General features: G+C 67.8%; 3 protein-coding genes. All 3 read right to left on the bottom strand.

What is annotated here, in order from left to right; all coding sequences use genetic code 11:
* Positions 1-392: MFS transporter (locus DBR23_RS31710; protein WP_369882166.1), on the bottom strand; the 392-nt coding region annotated here is incomplete at its 3' end.
* A gap of 234 nt (positions 393-626) precedes the next feature.
* The gene (locus DBR23_RS24985; RefSeq protein WP_108499917.1) at positions 627-1,586 is read right to left on the bottom strand and encodes an ABC transporter substrate-binding protein; all 960 of its coding nucleotides are present in this window, start codon (positions 1,584-1,586) and stop codon (positions 627-629) included.
* A gap of 143 nt (positions 1,587-1,729) precedes the next feature.
* The coding region (locus DBR23_RS24980; protein ID WP_304466242.1) for an NAD(P)-dependent oxidoreductase at positions 1,730-2,268 on the bottom strand (539 nt) is incomplete at its 5' end.

The following is a 2,268-nucleotide window of genomic DNA, read 5'->3' as shown; positions in this document are numbered from 1 at the left end:
ACCATCAGCTGTGCCAAAGTCTCCTGACGCTGCTCGTACGGCACGTTGTCGCCAATCCATGCCATCGACAGCGGGATGATGCCTGCCGCCGACGCCCCCATGGCCGCACGCGCCGCCACCAGCACCGGCAGCGTGGGCGCCAGCGCCGTCACGCCGCTGAAGAGCGCACAGGCAAACGTGGCGCCAATCACCACCCGCACCTTGCCCAGCCGGTCGCCCAGGGGGCCATAGAACAACTGCAGCACGCCATAAGACACGGCAAACGCCGCGATGACGGCCGACGCATCGCCCGTAGTGACAGAAAACTCGCGTGCCAGGGACACCAGCATCGGGTCGCAGACACGCATGGAAGCCATGCTGCAAAAGGCTGCCAGGCTGATCACCCGCAGCATCGTCGAAGAAGAGGTCATATGACCCGATTGTGGTGCGGCCAGCGCAAGGTTGCTGGCGCGGGGCGGCATGCACCCCGGTGGCTCAAGGTCAGGGACGGGCGCGTTGGACACACCAGCGCGTTCCGTTGATGGTTGGCGAACGACATCCAGCGCATCAACCCGCCCAACGCCCACCGGGACGGACTGACTGCAAACGGCGAACGCCGAACGACGAACGGTCGGGAGCAGCCGTCCTCAGCCCTTGCCCACATTGAAACTGGTGTCGAACGTGCCCCGCACATCCAGCCTCTGCTTGATGAGGCCTGCCGCCAGATAAAAGTCGGCCGTCTTCTGCTGGTCGGCCAGCACCTGGGCGTCGATGTCCTGCCAGCGGGTGGCGCGGCGCTCAAACTGCAGCTGCGCCGCATCGGCCGGAATGCCCACGATGCGCGCCAGCGACTGGCCAAACGGCTTGGCGTTCTGGTACGACCACACCTGCGCACGCGCCACGCGCTCCTTGAAGTCCGCCAGCGCTGCACGCTTTTCTGCCAGGGCCGCATCGGTGGCCGCCAGAAAGCTCAGGCCCGACCACAGGCCCCGGCCGCTGACCAGCACGCGCGCATGACCGCTGGTCTCGGCCAGCGCGGTGTAGGGCTCCCACGTGGCCCAGGCATCGACCGAGCCCTGCGTCAGCGCCAGCTTGGCGTCTGGCGGCGGGATGAAGCGCAGCTGCACATCGTCGGCCTTGAGGCCTGCCGACTCCAGCGCCTTGAGGGTGACCAGATGGCCGATGGAGCCCCGGTTGGTGGCAATGCTCTTGCCCTTGAGGTCGGCCGCCGTCTTGAGCGGCGAGTGGGGCGCCACCAGCACGGCCGTGCCGTAGGCATCTGAGCGGCTGGCCGCAAACGCCTTGACCCGGCTGCCCGCCGCCAGCGTGAACAGCAGCGGCGCATCGCCAATGGGGCCAAAGTCCACCGCGTTGGCGTTGAGCGCCTCCGCCAGCGGCGCAGCCGCCGGGAACTCGCTCCACTTGATGTCGTAGGGCAGGTTCTTGAGCTCACCCGCTGCGTCCAGCAGCGCCTGCAGCCCACCCTTCTGGTCGCCCGCACGCAGCAGCACGCGTGACGAGTTTTGGGCATGGGTGAGGACGGGCGACAGGAACGAACTGGCAGCGACCGAGGCGGTCAGCAGATGGTGGAATTGGCGGCGCAGCATGGTGTGGTCAATGAAGACAAGGTTGATTCGGCATTCATTGCATCACCCACCCCACGCGGCGCCAACGAAGGCTTGCAAGCATCCATATGCGGTTTTCGCATGCGCGCGGGGTATGGGTGGGGTGGCCCGCTGGCCTGTGGCGCTCAGTAGCCGCGCTCCCTGTCCACCACGTCGTGCAGCGGCAGCCCGGCCACAAAGCGCTGCAGGTTGCCCACAAACTTGCGCGCCGTCACCTCCGCAGCCCCTTGTGCGGCCCACGACACATGCGGCGTGATGCGCACACGCGAGTGGTGGTACAGAGGGTGGCCGTCGGGCAAAGGCTCGGGGTCTGTCACATCCAGCGTGGCGCCCGACAGGCGGCCCGCATCCAGCGCCTGCAGCAGTGCCTGCTGGTCCACCAGGGCGCCGCGCGCAATGTTCACCAGGTGCAGCCCCGGCCGCGCATGGGCCAGCGTGGCCGCGTTGATGAGGTGGTAGGTCTGCGCGGTGATGGGCAGGGCCAGCACCAGGTGGTCAGACGCTGCCAGCAGCTGCTCGATGGAGCCCACCGCCTGCACGCCTTCATCCCCTTCACCCCCTCCATCCACCGGCGCACCCCCACGCCGCAGCACCACCACCTGCATGCCCAGCGCCTGTGCACGCACGGCCACCGCGCGGCCAATGGCGCCATAGCCCGCAATGC

Source organism: Acidovorax sp. HMWF018 (assembly GCF_003061035.1).
Classification (GTDB): Bacteria; Pseudomonadota; Gammaproteobacteria; order Burkholderiales; family Burkholderiaceae_C; genus Acidovorax; species Acidovorax delafieldii.
The sequence above is the reverse complement of the archived record's forward strand: the minus strand, read 5'-3'. Positions and strand labels throughout refer to the sequence as shown.

What these genes read in the sequence shown, in the direction of transcription:
- DBR23_RS24985 (WP_108499917.1), bottom strand. Translation starts at nt 1,586, where the DNA reads ATGCTGCGCCGCCAATTCCACCATCTGCTGACCGCCTCGGTCGCTGCC.